1 protein-coding gene is annotated in these 626 nt (G+C 60.4%); it reads left to right on the top strand.

From position 1 onward, the window contains the following. Positions 1-626: ATP-binding cassette domain-containing protein (locus DWV43_RS10015; RefSeq protein WP_147346286.1), on the top strand; the 626-nt coding region annotated here is incomplete at both ends.

The raw sequence follows: 626 nt of genomic DNA, 5'->3' as shown, positions 1-626 counted from the left end.
ACAGAATTCATTGGCTCCGGTTCAGGCAGCGCATCGATGCTTGCCGTGGCCCTGATATACGTCGCGGTCCTTTTTGCGGTCGGCGCCGTTGCGACACGTTCGCCCAAACAGCCTGGACCCGCGAAAAAGCGCCATGGGCTCGAGCTTCTGGACGCGAGCGTGGGATACGGGAGCACGACGATACTTTCAATCGGATCGCTTTTCCTGAGCCCGGGAACGGCGGCGGGCCTCATTGCTCCCAACGGCTCGGGGAAAACCACCCTTCTTGAAGCGCTGTCGGGCCAATTTCCCACCCGCATCCGCTCGGGAAGCCTGGCGGCAGACGGAATCCGCCAACGTCGATCAGCCGAATTTGCAGAACTCGTCTACCTGAGCTCTTCGGGCGGCGCGGATCTCTATCCCACGCTATCGGCCATCGAGCACCTTGCTTTCGTTAGGGAGGCGTGGAAATCGGCCGCCGACATCGACTCGCTCTGCGACTCCCTCGGAATCTCCCCATATCTCGACAAGCCGACCCGTAAACTCTCGACAGGAATGAAGCAGCAGGTAAAGCTTGCCATGGCGATAGCGACCGATTGCCCGTACCTCATCCTCGATGAACCGCTGAACGGCCTCGATCCGGGAAA

It is taken from the genome of Collinsella sp. AF05-9 (assembly GCF_003465595.1).
Taxonomy (GTDB): Bacteria; Actinomycetota; Coriobacteriia; order Coriobacteriales; family Coriobacteriaceae; genus Collinsella.
The sequence above is the reverse complement of the archived record's forward strand: the minus strand, read 5'-3'. Positions and strand labels throughout refer to the sequence as shown.